We start from the raw sequence: 24,981 nt of genomic DNA, 5'->3' as shown, positions 1-24,981 counted from the left end.
TAGAAAGCCAAAATCACTTTTGGATGGATCAAAAATTTTTGTTTTGAAATGATGAAAAGAGTAGTGGGTGTTGCCACTGCTCTTTTTTGTTTTCCTAAAGGTAGCTATTGGTGTCTGTGTCAGACTGTGGTAAAATTATGTTGTTTATCTTCACAAAAATTAGAAAAATGCTAGAAAAAAATAAAGGAGAAGCAAACTATGAAAACGATTCTAACTTTTATCATCGTTTTTGGTATTTTGGTTATTGTCCACGAATTTGGTCATTTCTTCTTTGCGAAACGATCAGGAATCCTAGTCCGAGAATTTGCAATTGGTATGGGTCCAAAAATTTATGGACATCAAGCTAAAGATGGAACGACATATACACTTCGGTTATTACCGATTGGTGGTTATGTAAGAATGGCAGGCAACGGCGATGATGAAACAGAGATGGCCCCAGGAATGCCACTGTCGCTTTCACTCAATTCTGATGGTATCGTAGAGAAAATCAACTTAAGTAAAAAAGTTCAACTAACGAATGGAATTCCAGTGGAACTTGTTCGTTACGATCTAGAGGACGAGCTGACAATTACAGCTTTTGTTAACGGCGATGATACGGAGGCTGTGACTTACCCAGTAGATCATGATGCCACAATTATTGAGGCAGATGGAACAGAAATTCGAATTGCACCAAGAGATGTTCAGTTTCAATCAGCAAAATTATGGCAACGTATGTTAACTAACTTTGCTGGACCGATGAATAACTTTATTTTAGCGATTTTTTTGTTCATTGTGCTTGCATTCATGCAAGGAGGCATTCAGGTAACAAATACGAATCAAATTGGTGCAGTACTTCCTGATGGTGCAGCCGAGGTAGCTGGCTTAAAGGAAAATGACCATATCCTAAGTATTAATGATAAAAAAATCACGTCGTGGACTGATTTAACAAGTCAAATTACTGCAAACCCTGGAAAAACATTGAATTTTGAAGTTCAACGTGACGGAAAAGTTCAAGACATTGAAGTGACACCTAAATCAGTAGAATCAAATGGGCAAAAAGTTGGACAGCTTGGTATACAAGCACCGATGAAAACTGGTTTTATTGATAAAATCGTTGGTGGAACGAAACAAGCTTTCAGTAGTTCATTAGAAATCTTCAAAGCGCTGGGATCACTATTTACAGGATTTAGTTTGAATAAACTAGGCGGTCCAGTGATGATGTTCCAATTATCTTCTGAAGCAGCTAGTCAAGGAATGATGACTGTTATTGGGCTAATGGCGATGCTTTCAATGAACTTAGGGATTGTGAATCTATTGCCCATTCCAGCACTTGATGGCGGTAAGTTGGTATTAAATGTCATTGAAGGTGTACGTGGCAAACCATTGAGTCAAGAAAAAGAAGGAATCTTAACTTTGATTGGGTTTGGTTTCTTGATGCTATTGATGGTTTTAGTGACATGGAATGATATTCAACGATTCTTTTTTTAAATAGAGTTGACAAATAGGGTATAATAACAAGCGATAACTATTTTGAGGATTAAAGGAGTATATAAAATGAGACAATCAAAGATGTTGATTCCAACACTGAGGGAAGTACCAAATGATGCTGAAGTACTAAGTCATCAAATGCTATTGCGAGCTGGCTATGTTCGTCAAGTATCTGCCGGTATCTATTCTTACTTGCCATTGGCAAATCGTGTGTTAGAAAAATTGAAAACAATCATGCGTGAAGAATTTGAAAAAATTGGGGCAGTTGAAATGTTGATGCCCGCAATTCTTCCAGCAGAACTTTGGCAAGAATCTGGTCGTTATGATACTTATGGTCCAAACTTATACCGTTTGAATGACCGCAATGATCGTAAAATGATTTTGGGACCAACTCATGAAGAAACATTTACAGAATTGATTCGTAATGAAATCAATTCATACAAAAAATTGCCATTAAACTTGTATCAAATTCAATCAAAATATCGTGACGAAAAACGTCCTCGTTTTGGCTTATTACGTGGTCGGGAATTCATTATGAAAGATGCATATTCTTTCCACGCTTCAGAAGAAAGTTTAGACGAAACATATAAAGATTATGAAAAAGCTTATACTGAGATTTTCAAACGTTGTGGTTTAGATTTCCGTGCAATTATCGGAGACGGTGGCGCAATGGGCGGAAAAGACTCCAAAGAATTTATGGCAATCTCTGAAATCGGTGAAGACACGATTTGTTATTCAACAGAAAGTGACTACGCAGCTAATTTGGAAATGGCAACAAGCTACTATGTTCCTAAAAAGTCACATGAAACACAATTGGAATTAGAAAAAGTAGCAACACCTGATGTCAAAACGATTGAAGAAGTTGCAGGTTTCTTTGATGTAGAACCACAAAAAATCATCAAATCTGTTTTATTCATTGCAGATGAAGAACCTGTATTGGTATTGATTCGTGGCGATCATGAAGTCAATGACGTCAAATTGAAAAACTTCTTAGGCGCTGATTTCCTAGAAGAAGCAGCAGAAGAAGATGCACAAAAATATCTTGGTGCTGATTTTGGTTCTGTTGGTCCAGTGAACTTAGCGGACGAAGTAAAAGTTTATGCAGATCGCCATGTCCAAGATTTAGCAAATGCGATTGCTGGAGCAAATGAAACTGGCTTCCATTACATCAATGTAAATCCAGAACGCGATTTTTCTGTTCTTTCTTATGAAGATTTACGTTTTGTTCAAGAAGGTGATCCTTCACCAGATAATAATGGTGTTCTTGCATTTACAAGAGGAATTGAAATTGGGCACATTTTCAAACTAGGTACTCGTTATAGTGAATCAATGGGTGCAACTGTGTTAGACGAAAATGGCCGTGAAAAATTTGTGATTATGGGTTGTTACGGTATCGGTGTGAGCCGATTACTTTCAGCAATCGTTGAACAAAATGCAGATGAAAATGGCATCAATTGGCCTAAAGGAATCGCTCCTTATGATCTACATGTTGTTCAAATGAATTTAAAAGATGACTATCAAACAAACTTAACAAATGAAGTTGAGCAAGCAATGATGGCAGCAGGCTACGAAGTATTAGTTGACGATCGTAATGAACGTGCAGGAGTTAAGTTTGCAGATTCAGATTTGATTGGTTGCCCAATTCGAATTACGGTTGGTAAGAAAGCAGTCGATGGAATCGTTGAAGTAAAAATCAAGAAGACTGGTGAAATGGTGGAAGTACGTAAAGAAGAGCTTGCGAATACTTTACCAATTCTTTTAAACCAAGGCGAATAATTCAAATAACCTCGAAATTCGAGAGAGACAAAGTCTTTCTCGAATTTTTTTAATGTAAATCAAAAGAAAAACGAGTATACTGAATAGTATTGAAAAAAATTATTTGTCTCAAAACAAATAAACTAGAAAGGGCGTATTTTTTTGTCAGAAAAACGAGATTTGTTTGCAAAACTGTTAGAACAAATTCAACTAGAAGATGAAGAAAAAAATCATCCGTTAATTTCTACTGGCGAAATGGAACGTGTTGTTGTGCACCGTAAATCACGTTTATGGGAATTTACGCTTCATTTTTCTCAAATATTGCCAATCATGCTTTATCGTTCATTCCTACAACATTTGACAATAGCATTTAATGAAATCGCACAGGTCAAATTGATAATCAAAGCAGAAGATCAAACATTTGACGAACGATTGTTACAAGATTACTGGGCACAAGCTTTAGAAAGTCAACAATGTGATACACCATTAGTCCAACAAGTCTTAAAAACACAAGTTCCAATTTTAAAAGAAAGAAAAATTGTGTTGCCAGTGGATAAAACAGGAGCCATTTCCTATTTGAAGCAACAATATTTGCCTTTGGTAGAAGAACTTTATCTTAGTTATGGCTTTCCTAAATTTCATATCGAACCTGAAGTCGATGAAGAGCAAGCGGCTCGCGTGCTGGAACTTTTTGAAGAACGTAAGCAAGAGCAAGCAGAAGCCTTCATGAAGCAAGCGGCAGAAAGTCTCCTTGTTCATGAACAAAAGAAAAAAGAAAAGAAAGAACAAGCACCTGCTCTGGAAGGACCAATTCAACTTGGACGCAATATTCCAACAGATGACCCTGTTACACCGATGATTGACATCGTTGAAGAAGAGCGCCGCGTAATTTTGGAAGGGTATGTATTTGATAAAGAAGTTCGTGAATTACGCTCCAAACGGAAAATTTTGACGTTGAAAATCACAGACTATACCTCTTCTTTCATTGTCAAAAAGTTCTCGAATGGTGAAAAAGATGAACAAGTTTTCGATGCAATTAGTAAAGGAAGCTGGCTAAAAGTTCGTGGAAGTATTCAAGAAGATACATTTGTACGCGATTTGGTAATGAATGCGCAAGATATTATTGAAGTTAAACATGCACCGCGTAAAGACTACGCTCCTGAAGGGGAAAAGCGAGTCGAACTACATTTACACAGTAATATGAGTACGATGGATGCGACGAATAGTATCTCTGATTTTGTTGCGCAAGCAGGTAAATGGGGACATAAAGCGATTGCTATTACAGATCACGGCGGAGCCCAATCGTTTCCTGAAGCACATAGCGCTGGGAAAAAGGCTGGAGTCAAGATTTTATATGGCGTAGAAGCAAACGTTGTCGATGACGGTGTTCCAATTGCTTATAATGATACACATGATTCTTTGAATGATGCGACCTATGTGGTTTTTGACGTGGAAACGACTGGTCTATCAGCTGTATATGATACGATTATTGAATTGGCTGCAGTCAAGATGCATAAAGGAAACGTCATTGAAAGCTTTGATGAATTTATTGATCCCGGTCATCGTTTATCAAGAACAACGGTGGACTTAACAGGTATCACAGATGAAATGGTCCGAGGCTCAAAATCTGAAGAAGAAGTTTTAAGAATGTTTCTTGAATTTTCTGAAGGCTCGATCCTAGTTGCCCACAATGCGACGTTCGATATGGGTTTCTTAAATACAAGTTATGCACGTTACGGAATTCCAGAAGCAAAAAATCCTGTTATTGACACGTTAGAATTAGCACGCTATTTATATCCTCAATTTAAACGTTTTGGGTTAGGTGTATTGACTAAAAAATTCGGTGTCAGTTTAGAACAACATCACCGCGCCATTTTTGATGCGGAGGCAACAGGTCATTTAGCCTGGATTTTTGTCAAAGAGGCAATGGAAAATCATGAGATGTATTATCACGATCAGTTAAACGATCATGTTGGTGAAGGCGACTCTTATAAACGAGCTAGACCGTTTCATGCAACTCTTTTGGCGAAGAATCAAGCTGGTCTAAAAGATTTGTTCAAGTTGATTTCAATGTCAAATATCAATTATTTTGAGCGGGTTCCCCGAATTCCTCGTTCACAGTTGAAAAAATTTAGAGAAAATCTCTTGGTTGGCTCTGCTTGTGATAAAGGTGAAATTTTTGAAGCAATGATGCAAAAAGGGGTCGAGGAAGCAGAAAATCGTGCGAAGTTTTATGATTATATCGAAGTTATGCCAAAAGCAGTCTACGCTCCTTTATTGGAACAAGAATTAGTGAAAAATGAACACGATTTAGAAGAAATCATTCGAAATCTAGTCAATATTGGTAAAAAGTTAGATAAAGTTGTCGTTGCTACGGGTGATGTCCATTATTTAAATGAAGAAGATGGCATTTATCGAAAAATCTTGATCAACTCGATGGGTGGAGCAAACCCCCTTAACCGTCATAGTTTGCCAGATGTTCATTTCAGAACAACGGATGAAATGTTAACGGCATTCAACTTTTTGGGAGCAGAACTTGCCAAAGAAATCGTTGTTGATAACACCAATAAAATTGCGGATAGCTGTGAAGAAATCGTCCCTGTTAAAGATGAATTATATACACCAAAAATTCCTGGATCAGAAGATGAAATCACCGAATTGAGTTATAATCGTGCGAAAGAATTGTACGGCGATCCTTTACCAGAAATTATTCAAAAACGTTTGGAAAAAGAATTGAACTCAATCAACGGAAATGGGTTTTCAGTTATTTATTTGATTGCTCAAAAGCTTGTGCATAAAAGTAATGAAGATGGTTACTTGGTTGGTTCCCGTGGATCTGTTGGTTCAAGTTTTGTAGCGACCATGACAGGAATCACAGAAGTTAATCCATTAGCGCCACATTATTATTGTCCTAACTGTCAGTATTCGGAATTTTTTGAAGATGGCACGTATGGTTCTGGTTTTGATATGCCAGAAAAAAAATGTCCAAAATGCGGTGCGCGCTTAAATAAAGATGGTCATGATATTCCATTTGAAACATTCCTAGGTTTCCATGGTGATAAGGTCCCCGATATTGATCTGAACTTCTCAGGTGACTATCAAGCAGAAGCACATAACTACACGAAAGTTTTATTTGGTGAGGAATATGTCTACCGAGCTGGAACCATCGGAACGGTCGCAGACAAAACGGCATATGGATTTGTAAAAGGGTATGAACGCGACCACAATTTACAATTTCGTAGTGCTGAGGTCGATCGTTTAGCTAAGGGCGCAACTGGGGTTAAACGAACAACTGGACAGCATCCAGGGGGGATTATTGTAATCCCTGATTACATGGATGTTTATGATTTTACACCGATTCAGTATCCGGCAGATGACCAGAACTCTGAATGGAAAACAACTCACTTTGATTTCCACTCCATTCACGATAACGTATTGAAACTTGATATTCTTGGACACGATGATCCGACCGTGATTCGGATGCTGCAAGATTTATCTGGAATTGACCCACAAACAATTCCAACAGATGACCCGGAAGTTATGCGGATTTTTGCCGGCCCAGAGGTATTAGGCGTCGATAAAGATCAGATTTTTTCAAAAACGGGTACTTTAGGAATTCCTGAATTTGGAACACGTTTTGTTCGAGGTATGCTTGAAGAAACACATCCAACAACATTTGCTGAGTTGTTACAGATTTCTGGACTATCTCATGGGACGGACGTTTGGCTAGGAAATGCAGAAGAACTGATTCGCCGTGGGGATGCAACCTTGGCTGAAGTAATTGGTTGTCGGGATGACATCATGGTTTATTTGATCCATGCCGGTTTAGATAGTGGGATGGCATTTAAAATCATGGAAACTGTTCGTAAAGGTTTATGGACGAAGATTCCTGATGATTTAAGAGAAACGTATTTGACAGCAATGAAAGAAAACAACGTGCCAGATTGGTATATTGATTCTTGTTCAAAAATCAAGTACATGTTCCCGAAAGCCCATGCGGCAGCTTACGTGTTGATGGCTTTACGGGTAGCATATTTTAAAGTTTATTTCCCAATTCTTTATTACTGTGCTTATTTTTCTGTTCGTGCTGATGACTTTAATTTAGTTGCGATGTGTAAAGGAAAAGAAGCTGTCAAAGAAGCGATGAAAGAAATCACTGATAAGGGATTAGAGGCTTCAGTGAAAGAAAAAAATCAGTTAACTGTACTTGAATTAGCAAATGAAATGCTGGAACGTGGCTATAATTTTGGAATGATTGATTTGTATAAGTCAGATGCTACAAATTTCGTGATTGATGGTGATACATTGATTGCACCATTCCGCGCAGTTCCTAGTTTGGGAGCCAACGTGGCAAATCAAATCGTAGAAGCAAGAAAAAATGGTCCATTCTTATCGAAAGAAGACTTAGCAACACGAGGAAAAGTTTCTAAAACATTGATTGAATACATGGACGACAATGGTGTATTAAAAGATTTACCAGATGAAAATCAATTATCATTGTTTGATATGTTATAGGCAATTTTTCTTAACAAGAGGGTAGACAAGAGGCATCAACGTTTAATCGTTGGTGCCTTTATTTTTTTTACGAGAAAAATTTTTATGAAGAAATAAAAATGAATCAAAAAAGAAAAAAATTTAGCAAGCCTTTATTTTAAACGAATCGAGTTGCTGAAGAAAGCAATAAATAACCAGTAAACTTGTCATTTTATGAAATTTGTGATATAGTTTTCATTGGTAATGATACTAATTGTGAGTGAGCGGAATTTTCGCTCACTCTTTTTAATGGAATTACGTAGCCAATTTTAAGGAGGCGAAATTTTTGAGTAGCGTCGTTGAAACAGTCACAGAAATGGTGACCCCGATTTTAGATGAACAAAATTTTGAACTTGTAGAAGTAGAGTTTACAAAAGAAGGCAAAAACTGGTTTTTACGAGTATTCATTGACAAAGAAGGCGGAATTGACATCGATGAATGTGTCTATGTCAGTGAAAAATTAAGTGAGAAGCTAGATGCTGCAGACCCAGATCCGATTCCTCAAGCCTATTTCCTAGAGGTGTCATCTCCTGGAGCAGAACGTCCATTGAAAAAAGAAGCAGATTATGAAAAAGCACTAGGCGATTACGTCCATGTGTCTTTATATCAACCTGTTGATGGAGAAAAACAATACGAGGGTTTTCTTCAATCATTTGATGCTGAGCAACTAACGTTAAAAATTCGCATTAAAACACGCGAAAAGGAACTAACCATTGAACGTAAAAATATTGCGAAAGCTCGCTTAGCTATTCAATTTTAATTACGGAGAGGAATCAAAATAATGAGTAAAGAAATGTTGAACGCGTTAGATGCTTTAGAAGCTGAAAAAGGTATCTCAAAAGAAATCGTGATCGACGCTTTGGAAGCTGCTTTAGTTTCTGCTTATAAACGTCACTATGGACAAGCCCAAAATGTAGAAGTAGAGTTTGATCAGAAAAAAGGAAATATCCATGTTTATGCGGTGAAAGAAGTTACAGAAGAAGTAATGGATTCTCAGTTAGAAGTATCGTTAAAAGACGCACTTTTGATTAACCCAGCATATGAATTAGGGGATACAATCCGTTTTGAAGTTACACCTAAAGACTTTGGTCGAATTGCTGCACAAACAGCAAAACAAGTAATTTTGCAACGTGTCCGTGAAGCGGAAAGAACAATTATTTATAACGAATTCAGCGAATACGAAAAAGACATCATGCAAGGAATCGTTGAGCGCCAAGATAAACGTTATATCTATGTGAATTTAGGTAAAATCGAAGCAGTTTTGTCTAAACAAGACCAAATGCCAAACGAATTTTATCAACCACATGACCGAATCAAAGTCTACGTTTCACGTGTTGAAAACACATCAAAAGGTCCTCAAGTTTTTGTAAGCCGTAGTCATCCAGACTTATTGCGTCGCTTATTTGAACAAGAAGTACCTGAAGTTTACGATGGATTAGTTGAAATCGTAAGCATTGCTCGTGAAGCAGGAGACCGTTCCAAAGTTGCTGTTCGCTCAAATGATGCAAATATCGATGCTGTTGGAACGTGCGTAGGACCTAAAGGCCAACGTGTTCAAGCAATTGTAAACGAACTAAAAGGTGAAAACATGGATATCGTTGAATGGAACGAAGATCCAGCAATTTTTATTGCGAACGCATTGAACCCAGCTCAAGTAATGGATGTCATTTTTGACGAAACAAATGCGAAAGCTTGTACAGTAGTGGTACCTGATTATCAATTATCTTTAGCAATCGGTAAACGTGGACAAAACGCTCGCTTAGCTGCAAAATTAACAAATCATAAAATCGACATCAAATCTGAATCAGATATGGCTGAGTTTTATGAAAAACAAGCACAAAAAGAAGCAGTTTCAGAAGAAGTAGTTGAAGAGCTTCATGATGAAGCAATCGTTGAATCAGACCTAACAGCTGATGAATATGAAACAATGGCTTTTGAAGAAACTGAAACAACTGAGACAACAGATCAAGAAGCTTAATTGTAAGGAGGCAAACGAGATGAAACAAAGGAAAATTCCTTTACGCAAATCCGTGGTTTCGGGTGAAATGAAACCGAAAAAAGAAATGATTCGAGTGACCCGTTCAAAAGAAGGAGAAGTTTCAATTGATCCTACTGGAAAAATGCCTGGACGAGGAGCGTATGTCTCAATTGAGCCGGAAGAAGTGCAAAAAGCTTGGGATAAGCAAATCCTCGATCGAGTTCTCGATGTAAAACTAACAGATGAATTTTATCAAGAACTATTAGATTATGTTACGCACCAAAAAGCCCGAAAAGAGCTTTTTGGAAAATGAACACAGTAAATCGACAAAAAGTCATGAATTTACTAGGTCTTGCGATGCGTGCTGGGAAGTTAGTAACCGGTGAAGAGTTAACCATTGCAGATATTCGTCGCCAAAAGGCAAAAGTAGTGTTTGTTGCGACTGACGCTAGTGATAACACAAGAAAAAAGATCAAAGACAAAAGTTCCTATTACAAAGTTCCTTGTTTTGAGCTATTTTCAGAAGCTGAAATTACGCAAATGATTGGAAAACCACGAAAAGTCTTCGGTGTCTTAGATGCAGGGTTTGCGAAAAAAATCAAGGAGCTAATTGAAGGTTAGGAAGGTGATTACATGGGAAAAAAAAGAGTCTATGAATTAGCAAAAGAGCTCAATCAATCAAGTAAAGTGATTGTCGAAAAAGCCCAAAATTTAGGGATCGACGTAAAGAACCATATGGGAACTTTAAATCGCGAAGATGAGAATAAATTGCAGCAAGCTTTCAAAAACCCAGTTGTACAAAAGCCAAACCAGAAACCCGTCAATCAAAAGCCAAATGATAAAACTCAAGAAAACACAAAAAATGTAACACAACAAAAAAATAAAAATAACCGCAACTATCAAGATCGCGGTCAAGGGAGCGGTCAAGTGAATCAAGGACAAAATAAATCATCCAACCAAAATAACCAAAACCGTCAAGGCGGAAATCAAAATCGTAACAACAATAACAATCGCGGAAAATTCAACAATAATAACCGCAATCGTTTTAACAAAAAAGGGAAAAAAGGGAAACAACAAACGTCAAACAAACCAGCTGTGCCACCACGTAAATTCCGTGAACTACCAGAAGTTCTAGAGTATACAGAAGGCATGAACGTTGCAGATATTGCGAAAAAAATTCACCGTGAACCAGCAGAAATCATCAAAAAACTATTTATGCTAGGTGTCATGGTCAATCAAAACCAAGCACTTGATAAAGATACAATCGAGTTATTAGCAACAGATTATGGTATGGAACCACAAGAAAAAGTACAAGTGGATATTGCAGATTTAGACAAATTCTTTGAACCAGAAGAATTGAATGAAGAAAATCTAGTTTCACGTCCACCAGTTGTCACAATTATGGGACACGTTGACCATGGTAAAACAACTTTATTAGATACTTTGCGTCACTCACGTGTAACAAATGATGAAGCAGGCGGAATCACTCAGCATATCGGTGCTTACCAAATTGACATCGACGGTAAACCAATTACTTTCTTGGATACACCAGGTCACGCAGCCTTTACAAGTATGCGTGCGCGTGGGGCAAGTATCACAGATATTACAATCTTGGTTGTTGCTGCTGATGATGGTGTAATGCCACAAACGGTTGAAGCCATCAACCATGCGAAAGCTGCGAATGTTCCAATCATCGTTGCTGTAAACAAAATTGATAAACCAGGCGCAAACCCACAACACGTTATGCAAGAATTAAGTGAATACGAACTTATTCCTGAAGCGTGGGGCGGAGATACGATCTTCGTTGAAATTTCAGCGAAATTTGGTCAAAATATTGAAGAACTATTAGAAATGATTCTATTAGTTTCTGAAGTAGAAGACTTGAAAGCTGATCCAACACAACGCGCAATCGGTACAGTTATCGAAGCACGTTTAGACAAAGGTAAGGGACCAATCACTACTTTACTTGTTCAACAAGGAACATTACATGTAGGAGACCCAATCGTTGTCGGCAATACTTACGGACGTGTTCGTGTGATGGTCAGCGACTTAGGTCGACGTGAAAAAGATGCGGGTCCAGCAACACCAGTTGAAATCACTGGATTGAACGATGTACCACAAGCTGGGGATCACTTTGTTGTCTTTGAAGATGAAAAAACAGCTCGTGCAGCTGGTGAAGAACGTGCCAAACGTGCAGTTGTTGAACACCGTGCCGCTACAAGCCGTGTAACATTAGATAACTTGTTCGAAAGTCTTAAAGAAGGCGAATTGAAAGAAGTTAATGTTATTATCAAAGCTGACGTACAAGGTTCTGCCGAAGCTTTAGCTGCTTCATTGAATAAAATTGATGTCGAAGGCGTTCGCGTGAAAATCGTGCATGCTGCTGTTGGTGCAATCAATGAAAGTGACGTTACCTTAGCTGCTGCAAGTAACGCAATCATCATCGGGTTTAACGTTCGTCCTACACCACAAGCGAAGAGCCAAGCTGATTCGGAAGAAGTAGACATTCGTTTACACCGAATCATTTATAAGGCAATCGAAGAAATCGAAACAGCAATGAAAGGGATGCTTGATCCTGAATTTGAAGAAAAAATTACTGGTCAAATGATCATTCGTGAAACCTTCAAAGTTTCAAAAGTTGGAACGATTGCTGGCGCATACGTGACTGAAGGATTTATTCGTAGAGATAGTGGTGTTCGTGTCATTCGTGACGGAATCGTTATCTATGAAGGCCAATTAGCTAGCTTGAAACGTTTTAAAGATGACGTGAAAGAAGTTAAAATGGGATTTGAATGTGGCGCAATGATTGAAAAATTCAATGACATCAAAGTTGATGACATCATTGAAGGCTTCATTATGGAAGAAGTTAAAAACGACTAATAAAAAAATAAAGGAGGCCGCTCATTATGGCTAACTATCGTGACCGTCGAGTCGGTCAAGAAATTTTAAAAGAGGTCAATGATATTTTACGTAAAAAGGTTCGTGATCCACGTGTTGAAAACGTAACAATCACGGATGTACATGTAACAGGTGATTTGCAACAAGCAACCATCTATTACAGCATCTTATCTGATCTTGCTTCAGATAAGAAAAAAGCTCAAGAAGGTTTGAGTAAAGCAAGTGGGCTCATTCGTCGTGAATTAGGTCATAACCTAAGCATTTACAAGACACCTGAGCTAATTTTTGAATTAGATGAGTCTGTCGGCTATGGTAACCATATCGACGAGCTGTTGCGTAATTTGAATAAGGACTAAACAAAAAGAGTAACAAACCTGGTATATCAGGTTTTGTTACTCTTTTTTGTTTTCTCTCTTCCTCGTTCATCTTTCTAATTCCATCACGATAGGCTCAACTCCAGGGCTAACGAGTAGCTCTTTTACTTACTTTTTCCATAAAATAAATCTCTTACTTACTCAATCTTCCTTCTAAAAATATGCGTACAGCTTCTTTATCATTTTCAGTTATAGGTTTCCCATCGAAGCTTTTTACATTATCTAAAAGTTTATTGAGATCCTCAGGTAGTTTTACTTTATCGCCTAGAGAAGGTGTATCTGTTCGTCCAAGTAGATAATCTACGGAAACATGAAAATAATCAGCAATATTACGCAATTTATCAGCAGAAGGTTCCTTAGTACGTAAAGTATATAGATAATTTTTACTATATCCTAAATCTAATGAAATATCTTTTAAATTTTTATCTTTTTTTTTAGAAAGTATTTGAATACGCTCGAATAGTGTCATGATTAACTCCTAGTATTTATTTTTAAGTATAAAAAAGTTGGATTTTTATTGACTATTATAAAATAGTGGGTTATATTTTATTCATGAAATATATTTCGTGAATGTTTATTATCTAGTTTACTTGCAAAATAAGAAAATACTATAGCTTTGGAAATAATGTGGTTATTTTGTAAGCTTATTTAGCCATGGTTGGACAGTACACTATAGTTGGATTTATGTCAATTACAGTGTAAGGATTTAAAGTTGATAAGAAATACTGACAATAGTATTACAACTAATTTATTATGATTAATTTATAATCAAAAAATGAAGGCAGGAGTAAATAATGGAGAATTTAATTGAACAACAAGTTGCATATAGAGAAATTACTGTTCCTATTAACGATAACTATGATGGAGGAACTATTGGTTTTTGGAGAGTAGGTAACCTAGTATCAGTTGGTTTTAGTTTTCAAGTAAAAAAAGTTTGGGTTGGATAGACTTAGGTATTTATCCAAAAGGATTCTTGCCACAAAGACAGCCGTTTGCTGCTACTCGATTATCGTCTTCATCTAATCGTGGGATTGGTGCAGCAGTATATTCAACTGGTGGAAAAATGCAAATTATAGTTGATGCAAATTTACCTAATTCTCAAAGTCTTAAAGGGAATATGACTTATTACACAGCTGATCCTTTTCCCAGATGAGGCTCTGGGAGTACCAGAGCCTTTCTATAAAGAAAAACTAATAGAATTAAGAAACAAGATTGATAATGAACTTTTTACTATTGGTTTTGTAACGGATTCTCATTATGACTTTGGAACATGGAGAAAAAATGCTTATTTAAGCTTAAGAAACCTCAATAACATTTTATCTTTAAGTGATAAAATGCAGGTATTAATATGCGGAGGAGATAATGTAGATAGTGAGCAAATCAGTTATGAACAAAAAATTAGCAATATGCAATCTTATCTATCATTTTTTTATTCAGGTAAAAGCGCAGATAGATTTGCTATTCGAGGAAATCATGATCAAGGGGGATTAATTAGTTATAATCAAAACGGAAAAGTTTTTCCAAAAGACATTATTTCAGATGATTTATTCAAAAAACAAATGAAGTCTGAAGAAAATTTATATGGAGAAGTTAGAGATGATAATAGTCTTTATGGATACAAAGATTACCATCAACAAAAAATTCGAGTTGTTTTTGTTGATTCATTAGACAATCCTGAAATTCTTAATAATGATGGTAGTCTAAAATATCTTGCACAATGGGATTATGGATACCAAGAAAAACAATTAAAATGGATTGCTAGTGTAGCTTTAGGCAAGTGTCCAGACAATTATCATGTAATTATGTTCAGTCACATCCCGTTGAGAATACGTCAAGAAGAATTAAGGAATCATCGAAATTTTGATCTATTGATAAATCTTATTAATTCATTTATAAATAGGAGAACGGTAACGTTACAGAGCAATATAAAAGATTTTGAAGTTCAAGAATTTACTACTGATTTTTCAATTAGAGAGGAAAGTAATTTTGTTGGTTTTATTTCGGGTCATGACCATACTGAATCAATTATTCAGAATGAATATTTTAAGACAATTGTTTGTGATAATGCTTGGCCAGAAGATGACTCTTATTTGAATTCATATAAAGAAGATTCGTTTACGATTTTACAAATTGATATAGTAAATAGAAAATTAATATTAAATGGATTTGGACGGTCAACTATTCGAAGTATAGATTATTAATGATAAATGAGAATAAGTTACGTGTTATGGAATAAATATGGAACGTATCTTGATTCCCTTCAATTTTATTTACCAATTAACCAAAACATTACCCATTTATTGGGTAATGTTTTTTTGTTATAATGAGGTGAATATGGTAAGAGATTTTCTAGAAATTTTTGTATCTTTTGGATTGATAAAAAAATAAAAGGATGTGGCGATAATGAAAAAGATAATTGGGTTAAGTGTGATTGGCATGACTTTGTTTCTTGCTTCTTGCGGGAAAAATGAGCAAGTAACTTCAAGTAAAACGTCACAATCGACGGTTCAAACGAGTGAAACAACAACAACAACGACTGTCTCAGAAACGGCAACAAGTGATTCAAACACGGAAACAGTTGTTAAAGAAACGAATTCAACTGTAACGACAACACCAGCGAGTTCAACAGGTCAAAGTACAAATACATCAGCAACAAACTCAACGAGTGAAATGCCTTCCTTTACACCAGAACAAAAACAAGCACTAGATGCTATTTACGAAAAATATCCAAAGTATAAGGATTCAGATATTGCTTTTATCTTTTGGCAAATGATTGATGGCGATTATCTTTTTAAAGCTTACAGTCTTTCTGCAAGTGAACGTGGAGGTTCTGGTACATTGACCTTTTTCCGAGTTTCACCGATAGGAGAAGTGCAAGAAACTGATCCTAGTGGAAACCCATATTAAGCAAATGATTGAAAAAATTAAAAACGGCAAGTCCTCAAATGATGAGACTTGCCGTTTTTTTATGCACGAAGCTTAAAATTCTTCGTTTGTCTTGGGGAAGACGTGTTTATTTGCCTGAAAGCCACCCATATAACCAATCAAAGGGTGCGAAGAAAATATTTTCCATCTAATCCCTCCTTTTGTATAAAAAAAGAATAACATGTATTCTATTTACACCCCGATGAATTTTATTACGTTTTTGTATCCAACATGTAAAAATCGTTGGAGTTGAATTCAAAAATGTAGTTATTATTCTTGCTGTGTTATAATAAATCAGTTGAATCAAAAAGAAATGGAGAGCAGAAATGGAAGGGCTATTACCGTTATGGAAAGAACGTGGGATGACAAGTCATGACTGCGTATTTAAATTAAGAAAAATATTACATACCAAAAAAATCGGTCATGGTGGAACACTAGATCCAGATGTAGATGGTGTGTTACCAATTTGTATTGGCAAAGCAACAAAAGTTATTGAATATTTAACTGACTCTGGGAAAACATACCAAGGTGAAATTACGCTTGGTTTCAGTACAACAACGGAAGATAAATCTGGCGAAGTGGTTGAAAAACAAGCGGTGACAGAACAAATCTCAGAAAAAAAGATCGATCAAATCATGGACTCTTTTCTGGGAGAAATCACGCAAATTCCGCCAATGTATTCAGCGGTGAAAGTCAATGGCAAACGTCTTTATGAATATGCTCGCAACAATGAAACAGTTGAGCGTCCAAGTAGAAAAGCCCAAATTTATCGTTTTGAACGCACTAGTGAATTAAACTGGAATCAAGAAAAAGGTTTGTTATCTTGGCGTTTTGAAGTTGATTGCGGAAAAGGAACTTATGTGCGAACACTTGCTGTTGATACGGGAAAAAAACTAGGATTTCCTGCTCACATGTCTGACTTGACAAGAACAGCAAGCGCAGGAATGAATCAAAAACAAGCAATCACTTTGGCGCAAGTAGCTGAGTATATGGAAAACGGGACTATTTCTGAGTATTTATTACCAATCGAAGCAGGCGTTGAGAAGTTTCCACGAGTAGATATCAGTGAAGCTGTTTGGCAAAAAGTCAAGAATGGCATGCGTTTAGATTACAACGTGTTTGGGTTGCCAACGATGCCAGATCAAGAAATTGCTTTGTTTTATCAAAATCAAGTTGTTAGCATCTACCAGCCTAATCCAAAGGAAAAAGATAAATTAAAACCAAGTAAAGTGTTAAGAAATGAGGTATAACTGATGGAAATTATCAAAATTCGTCACCCTTATCAAAAAAATCAAATTCCAGCAGAGGAAGTAGTACTTGTCTTAGGATTTTTTGACGGGGTACATTTAGGCCATCAAAAAGTAATCGAAACAGGCAAGAAAATCGCTGACCAAGAAGGATTGAAATTAGCTTTGATGACGTTCAACCAACATCCTTCAATCGTGTTTAAAAAGATTGATCCAGCAAGTGTTAAATATTTAACTACGCTTGAACAAAAAGAAGAAAAAATGGCTGCACTTGGTGTAGATTTCTTATACGAAATTGATTTTACTTCTGCATTTGCACACTTGGCACCTCAAGATTTTGTCGATCAATACATTGTTGGTTTACACGCTAAATATGCTGTTTCAGGGTTTGATTATACCTATGGACCAAAAGATGTTGCAGATGTAGAACACCTTCCAGAATATGCAAACAATCGTTTTGAAGTTGTAACTGTTCAAAAAGAAGTCGAAGATGGCGAGAAAATCAGCTCCACACGTATTCGTCAGTTATTGGATGCAGGAAATGTGACAGAAGTAACCAAACTTTTGGGGAGTGTATACGAGATTGAAGGTGTCGTGGTTCATGGTGACGCTCGGGGGCGCTTGTTAGGGTTCCCTACAGCAAATGTCAAAGTCAAAGGAACTGTTCATTTACCTAGAGAAGGTGTCTATGTCTCTGAAATCAAAGTTGGTGACAACTGGTATCCAGCAATGGGATCCATTGGTCATAATGATACGTTTGGCGAAGGCCGAGAACTAACTGTTGAATTATTTATTTTAGATTTTAATCAAGATATATATGGTGAACATGTGGTTGTTCGTTGGAATGAGTTTTTACGCGATCAAGTGAAGTTTACGGATGTTGATGGCTTAATTGCACAACTAAAAAAAGATGAGGCTGATACAGCGGCCTATTTTAAAAAATAAAGAGAAGTTAAGAGGGCTGTAACATTATTTAATAAGTTACTTCTAGAACATCTTTATTCATAAATAGGGAGTGTGGCAAAAAATTATGTCACACTCTCTTATTTTTTTAGAAGATTTCGTTAACTGCAATAGTAAAAACGATTGGAGTCCTTCCCTTTGCTTCTTTTTCAAAATCCTAGTATAATAAGCATGTTTTTTTAAATTGGAATGAAGAGAGAACGGAGATAAGTAATGATGAACAATTTTTGGGCAGAATTACCAAAGCCCTTTTTTATTTTAGCACCAATGGAAGATGTGACAGATGTTGTTTTTCGCCATGTTGTTCAAGCCGCAGGCGCACCGGATGTCTTCTTTACAGAATTTACTAATTCGGATAGTTATTGTCATCCAGATGGTAGACAAAGTGTTCGAGGTCGTTTGACTTTTACTGAAGATGAGCAGCCAATGGTCGCCCATATTTGGGGAGACAAACCAGAATTTTTCCGTGAGATGAGCCTTGGCTTGGCAGAAATGGGCTTTAAAGGAATTGATTTGAATATGGGATGTCCAGTTCCTAATGTTGCTGGTCATGGTAAAGGGAGTGGATTGATTTTACGTCCCGAAGTTGCGGCAGAATTGATTGAAGCTGCAAAAGCTGGTGGGCTACCGGTCAGTGTGAAAACAAGACTTGGGTATAAAGACATAGCAGAAATGGAAAATTGGTTATCACATGTTTTAGCACAAGATATTGCTAATCTGTCAATTCACTTAAGAACTCGCGAAGAAATGAGTAAAGTGGATGCACACTGGGATTTGATTCCTCAAGTGCTAGCCATTCGAGACCGAGTAGCACCCCAAACACTAATTACTATTAATGGAGATATTCCTGATCGCCAAACTGGGCTTCAATTAGCTGAAAAGTATGGTGTGGATGGAGTGATGATTGGCCGAGGAATCTTCAAAAATCCGTATGCTTTTGAAAAGGAACCTAGAGCACACTCTTCAAAAGAACTGCTCGATTTGTTGCATTTACAATTAGATTTGCAAGATCAATATGCTGAGCTGGTTCCACGTTCGATAGTCGGATTGCATCGTTTCTTCAAAATTTATGTTAAAGGATTTCCAGGTGCTGGTGATTTGCGAGCGCGGTTGATGAATACGAAGACGACGGATGAGGTGCGGGAAATACTTGGACGTTTTGAATAAGGTTGTGGCGCCAAGCGTTTAGCTTCGAAAAAATAAAGAACAACTGAGAAAAATAGCCTTTCATATTTTTGGACAGTTGAGAGTTATTTCGAGAAGTTGCTTGGTGAACACCGAGAATAAGGTTGTGGCACAAAACGCTTAGCTCCGATAAGATAGCGACCAAACACTCAAAATAGCTTTTAATGTTTTGAAGTGGATGCAAGCTATCTCGAGGAGTTGGTTTGGGAACACCGAGAAAAAGGTTGTGGTTCCAAGCGTTCAGCTTCTAAAAAGTAAAGAACAACTGAGAAAAATAGCCTTTCATATTTTTGAACAGACGCAAAATATTTTGGAAGTTGCATAGTTGAAAATCATTTGTTAGCTAAAAAGTATGGCATTGACTTGTCATACTTTTTTTATGTTTACATATAAATAAAATTTATCATGACCCGTGGTTTTGACTATAGCTAAAAGTGGCGACTATACTTTCGCATGTAGTAAAACTTAGGAGGAATTTTTTATGCTTACAGGATTAAATTTATTGAACAATCCATTTTTAAACAAAGGAACAGCATTCACGAAAGAGGAACGCGCTAAATACGGGCTTACAGGTATGCTTCCTAGTACCGTTCAAACATTAGAACAACAATCAGTTCAAGCTTATGGTCAATACTTAAGTAAACCATCTGACTTAGAAAAACGAATTTTCTTAATGAACTTATTTAATACAAATCGTACACTTTTCTACAAATTAATGGGTGAACATCTAGTTGAGTTTATGCCAGTTGTTTATGATCCAGTAGTCGCTGACTCAATTGAACAATATAATGAAATTTTCTTGAAACCGCAAGATGCAGCTTTCCTTTCAATTGATGATCCAGAAAGTATTAAAGCAAGTCTGAAAAATGCTGCAGATGGCCGAGATATTCGCTTAATCGTTGTAACTGATGCAGAAGGAATTTTAGGAATGGGTGACTGGGGAGTTAATGGTGTAGATATTGCGATTGGAAAATTAATGGTTTATACTGCAGCAGCTGGAATCAATCCTGCACAAGTATTACCGGTATCTCTTGATGCTGGAACAAACAACCAAGAATTACTTAATGACCCATTATATCTAGGTAATCGCCATAAACGTGTTGAAGGTGAAACTTATTATCAATTTGTTGATCAATTTGTAAGTGCGGCAACTGAGTTGTTCCCCGAATTACTATTGCATTGGGAAGATTTTGGTCGTGGAAATGCAGCAACTATTTTAGAAAAGTATGAAGATCAAATTACAACATTCAACGATGATATTCAAGGAACAGGAATTGTTGTTTTAGCTGGTGTGTTAGGTGGCTTGAATATTTCTGGTGAAGCATTAAAAGACCAAACGATTTTAACTTTTGGTGCAGGGACTGCCGGTGTTGGAATTGCAAATATTCTTTTAGATGAAATGATTCGTCAAGGCGTTCCAGCAGAAGAAGCACGCAAACATTTTTACCAAGTAGATAAACAAGGTTTACTATTTACAGATACAGAAGGACTAACTCCAGGACAAATTCCTTTTGCACGAAATCGTGATGAATTTGAAAATGCATCAGAATTGACAGATTTAACTGCAGTTGTGAAAGCAATCCATCCAACAATCATGATTGGTACATCAACACAACCAGGTGCTTTCACTGAAGAAATTGTTAAAGAAATGGCTGCTCATACAGCACGTCCAATTATTATGCCTTTGTCAAATCCAACTAAGCTTGCTGAAGCAAAAGCGCAAGATTTGATTACTTGGACAGATGGAAAAGCACTAGTTGGAACAGGGATTCCTGCTGCTGACGTTGACTATCAAGGTATAACTTACCAAATTGGTCAAGCAAACAACGCATTGATGTATCCGGGGCTTGGATTAGGTTTGATTGCTTCAACTGCAACGCGTGTGAATGCAGAAATCATTTCTCAAGCAAGTCGTGCTTTGGGAGGAATCGTTGATGTGACACAACCAGGAGCATCTATTTTACCTCCTGTTGCAAAAATTACTGAGTTTTCTCAAATCATTGCAGAAACTGTAGCCAAATCAGTGGTGGAGCAAGGGCTAAATCGTGAAGAAATTTCAGATATCAAAGCAGCCGTTGCAGATGCTAAATGGGTACCAGAGTACACAGAATTAACGGCTGAATAATTAGAAGTAGTTGTGTGCAAGACAATAAGAAAAGCGGACAGTTCATCCAAACGGTTCTACTTTTCTTATTGATTGCCAAAGGAGAAAGGATCTGTAAGTATGGTACAAAAAGCAACAGCTGTTTCAGCGGTTGAAGACGAAAAAAAGACGAGCATTTGGTCAACAAAAATTAGTGGTATCAGTTTGCCCTTGTATTTAATTATGGTTGCAGTGTTGATCGTCGCAATGGCGTTGGGAAAATTACCGACGAACATGATTGGCCCAATTGCTGTATTAGTTATTTTAGGGAATTTATTTCATTTCATTGGTTCAAAACTTCCAATTGTAAAAAGTTATCTTGGTGGTGGCTCTGTTTTTGCTATTTTTGCTTCAGCAGCTATCGCGACTTTTGGTATTTTACCTGAATATGTCGTGCACGCGACTGAGAATTTTATCAATAATATGGGTTTTTTGGATTTTTATATTGCTGCATTGATTACTGGTAGTATTTTAGGAATGAATCGTAATCTATTGATGAAAGCTTCTGTCCGTTTTATTCCAGTGGCATTGATTTCAATGGTCGCTTCCTTTTTTGCAGTTGGTTTGGTAGGGATGTTGATCGGCAACGGCTTTGCTGATTCAGTATTGTATGTGTCACTTCCTGCAATGGCTGGTGGTGTTGGTGCAGGTGCGGTTCCGTTGTCTAGCATTTATGCAAATGTTTTAGGAACGGATGCCTCGTCGATTATTTCTCGTTTGATTCCTGCAACGGCAATGACCAATGTATTAGCCATTATCGGAGCAGCTTTAGTGGCACGCGCTGGACAATCAATGCCTAAAATTAATGGGAATGGAAAATTGATGGAAAAAGGCGATCTTGGTGATGGAAAACCTCGTACAGTGAAACCGAATATTTCTCAATTGGGTGTAGGATTGATGATTTCAATCACCTTTTTCATTCTTGGACAAATTTGTAATTACTTTGTTCCGAAAGTTCATGCGTATGCGTTTATGATTATTATCGTTGTCATTTGTAAAATTACGAATATCTTGCCTGAATATTATGAGGATGCAGCTATTATGTTCAATAACTTAATTGTGAAAAACTTGACTGCGGCTGTTCTTGCTGGTATCGGGATTGCGCTTTTGAATTTAAATGTATTAGCTTCCGCCTTAACTTGGCAGTTTGTTGTACTTTGTTTAACAAGTGTCATTGTTATTTCAATAGTATCTGGTTTTGTCGGTCGACTATTTGGTCTTTATCCAATTGAATCTTCAATTACTGCTGGGTTATGTAATAATTCAATGGGCGGTACCGGTAACGTTGCGGTACTTTCTGCTGCGAATCGAATGGAACTCATTGCGTTTGCCCAAATGGGAAATCGTTTAGGCGGAGCAATTGTCTTGATTATCTCAGGATTTTTGATGCAGTTGCTTTCATAACCAAAGAAGTCAAGCATGTTTTTAGTGAACATGTTTGGCTTTTTATTTTTACGCAGATTGTTGGTGAAAATGCAACGCGATTGAAGGAAAATAAGTTGCTAAATGTTTGAAAAACCGTCAGACTAGAAGAAACGCAGCATCAGCTGATAGGAAAGAGGGGGGAGATAACATGAAACCGAAGATTAGTCGAGAGGAAGTAGAGCAAATGCTTGTCACTGACGCTTACTTTGAGAAAAAACACTATCCATTGAAAATTTTTCAGACGATTGTTTCGCTTGTGGGATGGCTTTGTGTGATAGCACCTTTTATTTGGTTATTACTACCAGTTTTATCGCCAGAAAAAGCATGGAAGAACCATTTAGTTGTTTATAAAGATGAATTACAGACTTTAAAATTTCTATTTGTTTTCTTGAGCGTCACGTTTGTTGTGATTGCTATCTTTTACATTGGATTGACGATACGAAATAATTTTCACTTCAAAAATCTTTTGCAGAAAAAGGTTCAATATGACGAAGAACAATTGGAAAAACGTCGTCAGTTACTAAACGAAGCGTTTGATGTTCGATTTGGTCCTGAAGCAGTTCGCAAAGAAGTGTGTAGTTATTCCGTAAAGGAAGAGCAAAACTTAGAGACAGATTTTGTACGCAACCTTTATAAGAAAGGCAATGTGGAGCTATGATGACTTTTTTTCAAACTGGTAATTATATACTAGATATTATTTTAATGATCATGTTTTTGGTCCTAGTTACGTATCCAATTATTGGTGGATTTTCTTGGTTTATCGGTGTTTTATGTTATACCTTTCTTTTTAAATATAAACAAACAGAGTGGGATGATATCCCGGTAGAGGTTGAGCCATTCATTACGATCATGGTTCCTGCTCATAATGAAGAAATCGTTATTGAAAATACAATAGAGTACTTGATGACTAAACTAAACTATAAACATTATGAAGTATTGGTAACAGATGATGGCTCTACTGATAGTACACCTGAAATTTTAGCTCGGTTACAAAAAAAATATTCCAAGCTACGAGTCATTCGAATTGAAAAGAACAAGGGGAAAGCACATGCTTTCAATATTGGTATGGGGTTTGCAAAAGGGAAATTGATTCTAAGTAATGATGCAGATACAGTTCCGGAGCCCGACTCTTTGAACATGTACGTCAACTATTTTATTCGCCAAGATTCGACAAATATTTCTGCAGTTACAGCCAATATGGATGTGCAAAATAGAACGAAACTAATTGCAAAGTCACAAACGGTCGAATTTTCTAGTATTGTCGGAATCATAAAACGTACACAAATTGGCGTTTTAGGCAGTATCTACGCTTATAGTGGTGCAAACACGATGTACCGAAAAGACGCATTAATCGATGTGGGATTATTTAGACAAGACCGAGCAACGGAAGATATCAGCATTGCGTGGGATCATCAAATGGATGGTTGGCTTTCACTTTTTGCTCCACGAATCATGTTTTTTATGGAGGTTCCAGAATCTTTGAGGATGCTTTATCGCCAAAGAAAACGCTGGGCTAAAGGTGGAACAGAAGTTTGGTTGACGAATTTCAAAAAAATAGTGTTGCACCCATTTAGAAATATTGGCCACACGGTCATGTTCATTGACCAAACGTTCAGTATCATTTGGTCGTTTTTCTTTTGGAGCTCTAGTTTGATTTTTTTGTGGAGTTTAATCAAGTTTATTTTGGAAGGGAACACGGAAAGAATCTATCACATGATTACGTTGTCTTTTCTTTTTGTCTGCTTTGAAATGATCTCAGGAATTTTTCAATTAGGAGCATCGCTCATCTTGGATGACCAAGGAAGAAAAATCAAGTATTTATTTTTTGCACCATTATATATGTTACTTTATTGGATGATAAATGCCTTAACGATTGTGACAACTTTTATTCCAGCGATCAAAACAATTCTAGGCTTAGGTTCAGGCACGTGGAAAAGCCCAGATCGAAAAGGCCCACCAACTTCAAAAAAAGATTCAACAGATGAAATGAATGAATAGAAAAATGATTGTTCATGCTTACGAAAGTACGAATGAAGGATACGCAAAAAACAACACAGGTAATCCATAGATAGGATTGCTTGTGTTGTT

Annotated in this window: 21 protein-coding genes; 20 read left to right on the top strand and 1 reads right to left on the bottom strand. The window is 36.9% G+C overall.

The genetic code is table 11. From position 1 onward, the window contains the following. Positions 1-198: 198 nt before the first annotated feature. The 9 genes from rseP to rbfA all read left to right on the top strand — a co-directional run bounded on the left by rseP (position 199) and on the right by rbfA (position 12,987). Positions 199-1,467: an RIP metalloprotease RseP gene (rseP, locus tag RV17_RS03310; RefSeq protein WP_071868516.1), complete on the top strand. Its 1,269-nt coding sequence runs from the start codon at positions 199-201 to the stop codon at positions 1,465-1,467. A 66-nt stretch (positions 1,468-1,533) separates the two neighbouring features. Beyond that, complete coding sequence (locus RV17_RS03305; protein WP_067484220.1) at positions 1,534-3,243, top strand: proline--tRNA ligase; 1,710 nt, start codon at positions 1,534-1,536, stop codon at positions 3,241-3,243. Positions 3,244-3,384: 141 nt separating this feature from the next. Next, positions 3,385-7,737 carry a PolC-type DNA polymerase III gene (locus RV17_RS03300; RefSeq protein WP_071868515.1) on the top strand — a complete coding sequence of 1,451 codons (4,353 nt, stop codon included), beginning with the start codon at positions 3,385-3,387 and terminating at the stop codon, positions 7,735-7,737. Positions 7,738-8,041: 304 nt separating this feature from the next. Then, positions 8,042-8,515 (top strand): ribosome maturation factor RimP, encoded by a 474-nt coding sequence (rimP, locus tag RV17_RS03295; RefSeq protein WP_067484222.1) that lies wholly within the window; start codon positions 8,042-8,044, stop codon positions 8,513-8,515. Positions 8,516-8,536: 21 nt separating this feature from the next. After that, on the top strand, positions 8,537-9,733 hold the full coding sequence (gene nusA / locus RV17_RS03290) for a transcription termination factor NusA (RefSeq protein WP_071868514.1): 1,197 nt from the start codon (positions 8,537-8,539) through the stop codon (positions 9,731-9,733). Positions 9,734-9,752: 19 nt separating this feature from the next. Continuing rightward, the gene (gene rnpM / locus RV17_RS03285) at positions 9,753-10,046 is read left to right on the top strand and encodes an RNase P modulator RnpM (protein WP_067484224.1); all 294 of its coding nucleotides are present in this window, start codon (positions 9,753-9,755) and stop codon (positions 10,044-10,046) included. Beyond that, a complete protein-coding gene (locus RV17_RS03280; protein WP_067484225.1) occupies positions 10,043-10,354 on the top strand; it encodes a YlxQ-related RNA-binding protein in 312 nt (103 codons plus the stop codon). Before rnpM ends, RV17_RS03280 begins: the two co-directional genes overlap by 4 nt. 12 nt (positions 10,355-10,366) lie before the next feature. Next, the gene (infB, locus tag RV17_RS03275) at positions 10,367-12,613 is read left to right on the top strand and encodes a translation initiation factor IF-2 (protein ID WP_071868513.1); all 2,247 of its coding nucleotides are present in this window, start codon (positions 10,367-10,369) and stop codon (positions 12,611-12,613) included. Between the two features lie 26 nt (positions 12,614-12,639). Next, positions 12,640-12,987: a 30S ribosome-binding factor RbfA gene (gene rbfA, locus RV17_RS03270; RefSeq protein ID WP_067484229.1), complete on the top strand. Its 348-nt coding sequence runs from the start codon at positions 12,640-12,642 to the stop codon at positions 12,985-12,987. A 151-nt stretch (positions 12,988-13,138) separates the two neighbouring features. Here the strand turns inward: rbfA and RV17_RS03265 are convergent, their stop codons facing one another. Then, positions 13,139-13,474, bottom strand: coding sequence for a helix-turn-helix domain-containing protein (locus tag RV17_RS03265; RefSeq protein WP_071868512.1), 336 nt, complete (start codon positions 13,472-13,474; stop codon positions 13,139-13,141). 325 nt (positions 13,475-13,799) lie between these two features. Here RV17_RS03265 and RV17_RS13390 point away from each other — a divergent pair, with 325 nt between their 5' ends. The 11 genes from RV17_RS13390 (at position 13,800) to RV17_RS03215 (ending at position 24,891) form a co-directional block, all read left to right on the top strand. Beyond that, entirely contained in the window at positions 13,800-13,952 is a 153-nt protein-coding gene (locus tag RV17_RS13390; RefSeq protein ID WP_169819315.1) for a hypothetical protein, read from the top strand. Continuing rightward, positions 13,940-14,158 (top strand): hypothetical protein, encoded by a 219-nt coding sequence (locus tag RV17_RS03260; protein ID WP_071868511.1) that lies wholly within the window; start codon positions 13,940-13,942, stop codon positions 14,156-14,158. Before RV17_RS13390 ends, RV17_RS03260 begins: the two co-directional genes overlap by 13 nt. After that, positions 14,130-15,206, top strand: a complete 1,077-nt coding sequence (locus tag RV17_RS03255) for a metallophosphoesterase (RefSeq protein ID WP_083571959.1) — start codon at positions 14,130-14,132, stop codon at positions 15,204-15,206. Before RV17_RS03260 ends, RV17_RS03255 begins: the two co-directional genes overlap by 29 nt. 202 nt (positions 15,207-15,408) lie before the next feature. Next, the gene (locus RV17_RS03250; RefSeq protein ID WP_071868509.1) at positions 15,409-15,912 is read left to right on the top strand and encodes a hypothetical protein; all 504 of its coding nucleotides are present in this window, start codon (positions 15,409-15,411) and stop codon (positions 15,910-15,912) included. A gap of 344 nt (positions 15,913-16,256) precedes the next feature. Continuing rightward, positions 16,257-17,180: a tRNA pseudouridine(55) synthase TruB gene (truB, locus tag RV17_RS03245; protein ID WP_071868508.1), complete on the top strand. Its 924-nt coding sequence runs from the start codon at positions 16,257-16,259 to the stop codon at positions 17,178-17,180. Between the two features lie 3 nt (positions 17,181-17,183). Beyond that, positions 17,184-18,122 (top strand): riboflavin biosynthesis protein RibF, encoded by a 939-nt coding sequence (gene ribF, locus RV17_RS03240; protein ID WP_071868507.1) that lies wholly within the window; start codon positions 17,184-17,186, stop codon positions 18,120-18,122. Positions 18,123-18,353: 231 nt separating this feature from the next. Beyond that, positions 18,354-19,307, top strand: coding sequence for a tRNA dihydrouridine synthase (locus RV17_RS03235; protein WP_071868506.1), 954 nt, complete (start codon positions 18,354-18,356; stop codon positions 19,305-19,307). Positions 19,308-19,806: 499 nt separating this feature from the next. Next, positions 19,807-21,450, top strand: coding sequence for a malolactic enzyme (locus RV17_RS03230; protein ID WP_067484238.1), 1,644 nt, complete (start codon positions 19,807-19,809; stop codon positions 21,448-21,450). A 99-nt stretch (positions 21,451-21,549) separates the two neighbouring features. After that, on the top strand, positions 21,550-22,872 hold the full coding sequence (locus RV17_RS03225) for a 2-hydroxycarboxylate transporter family protein (protein ID WP_071868505.1): 1,323 nt from the start codon (positions 21,550-21,552) through the stop codon (positions 22,870-22,872). Positions 22,873-23,041: 169 nt separating this feature from the next. Beyond that, positions 23,042-23,551 (top strand): cell division protein, encoded by a 510-nt coding sequence (locus RV17_RS13215; RefSeq protein ID WP_143139919.1) that lies wholly within the window; start codon positions 23,042-23,044, stop codon positions 23,549-23,551. Then, positions 23,548-24,891: a glycosyltransferase family 2 protein gene (locus RV17_RS03215; RefSeq protein ID WP_071868503.1), complete on the top strand. Its 1,344-nt coding sequence runs from the start codon at positions 23,548-23,550 to the stop codon at positions 24,889-24,891. The genes RV17_RS13215 and RV17_RS03215 overlap by 4 nt, the downstream gene beginning before the upstream one ends. Positions 24,892-24,981: the final 90 nt, after the last annotated feature.

The organism is Enterococcus thailandicus, from assembly GCF_001886265.1.
Lineage (GTDB): Bacteria > Bacillota > Bacilli > Lactobacillales > Enterococcaceae > Enterococcus_B > Enterococcus_B thailandicus.
This window is presented reverse-complemented; position numbering and strand designations above follow the sequence as displayed.

Coding starts and splice junctions, on each gene's coding strand:
- infB (WP_071868513.1), top strand. CDS start 10,367: ATGGGAAAAAAAAGAGTCTATGAATTAGCAAAAGAGCTCAATCAATCA.
- RV17_RS03235 (WP_071868506.1), top strand. CDS start 18,354: ATGATGAACAATTTTTGGGCAGAATTACCAAAGCCCTTTTTTATTTTA.
- rnpM (WP_067484224.1), top strand. CDS start 9,753: ATGAAACAAAGGAAAATTCCTTTACGCAAATCCGTGGTTTCGGGTGAA.
- RV17_RS03230 (WP_067484238.1), top strand. CDS start 19,807: ATGCTTACAGGATTAAATTTATTGAACAATCCATTTTTAAACAAAGGA.
- RV17_RS13215 (WP_143139919.1), top strand. CDS start 23,042: ATGAAACCGAAGATTAGTCGAGAGGAAGTAGAGCAAATGCTTGTCACT.
- RV17_RS03225 (WP_071868505.1), top strand. CDS start 21,550: ATGGTACAAAAAGCAACAGCTGTTTCAGCGGTTGAAGACGAAAAAAAG.
- RV17_RS03215 (WP_071868503.1), top strand. CDS start 23,548: ATGATGACTTTTTTTCAAACTGGTAATTATATACTAGATATTATTTTA.
- ribF (WP_071868507.1), top strand. CDS start 17,184: ATGGAAATTATCAAAATTCGTCACCCTTATCAAAAAAATCAAATTCCA.
- RV17_RS03280 (WP_067484225.1), top strand. CDS start 10,043: ATGAACACAGTAAATCGACAAAAAGTCATGAATTTACTAGGTCTTGCG.
- RV17_RS13390 (WP_169819315.1), top strand. CDS start 13,800: ATGGAGAATTTAATTGAACAACAAGTTGCATATAGAGAAATTACTGTT.
- truB (WP_071868508.1), top strand. CDS start 16,257: ATGGAAGGGCTATTACCGTTATGGAAAGAACGTGGGATGACAAGTCAT.
- RV17_RS03265 (WP_071868512.1), bottom strand. CDS start 13,474: ATGACACTATTCGAGCGTATTCAAATACTTTCTAAAAAAAAAGATAAA.
- RV17_RS03305 (WP_067484220.1), top strand. CDS start 1,534: ATGAGACAATCAAAGATGTTGATTCCAACACTGAGGGAAGTACCAAAT.
- RV17_RS03250 (WP_071868509.1), top strand. CDS start 15,409: ATGAAAAAGATAATTGGGTTAAGTGTGATTGGCATGACTTTGTTTCTT.
- rseP (WP_071868516.1), top strand. CDS start 199: ATGAAAACGATTCTAACTTTTATCATCGTTTTTGGTATTTTGGTTATT.
- nusA (WP_071868514.1), top strand. CDS start 8,537: ATGAGTAAAGAAATGTTGAACGCGTTAGATGCTTTAGAAGCTGAAAAA.
- rbfA (WP_067484229.1), top strand. CDS start 12,640: ATGGCTAACTATCGTGACCGTCGAGTCGGTCAAGAAATTTTAAAAGAG.